Origin of the sequence: Streptomyces sp. P9(2023) (genome assembly GCF_032436795.1) — a bacterium.
Taxonomy (GTDB): Bacteria; Actinomycetota; Actinomycetes; order Streptomycetales; family Streptomycetaceae; genus Streptomyces.
This window is the reverse complement of record NZ_JAUPWM010000450.1, coordinates 1-274: the sequence shown is the minus strand read 5'-3', so window position 1 is coordinate 274 and position 274 is coordinate 1. Positions and strand designations below refer to the sequence as shown.

The window sequence follows — 274 nt, the reverse complement described above, 5'->3', positions numbered from 1 at the left end:
ATTCTGGCCGAGGTTGGTGCGGCGGATGGCAACGGTGACGATCTGCGCGCCGCTGGCCTCGACGGCGCGGCGGGTCTGCTCCATGTCCTTGTATTTGCCGGTGCCGACCAGCAGGCGGGAGGCGTAGGCGCGCCCCGCGATGGTCAGGGCGCCGGGTCGCGGAGGGCCGGCCGCCGCTTTACCGCAGGCATGCCGCGAACGGCGCGAATTGCCCGCAAGCTTGAGGACAGGACAGACATGAGCAAAGCAGAACCGACCCAGCCGCTGCACGACG

The 274-nt window shown here is 69.7% G+C and carries 1 pseudogene; it reads right to left on the bottom strand.

From position 1 onward, the window contains the following. Nucleotides 1-270 (bottom strand): annotated as a pseudogene (locus tag Q5762_RS38325) (hypothetical protein); the annotation flags it as partial. Between the last annotated feature and the right edge of the window lie 4 nt (nucleotides 271-274).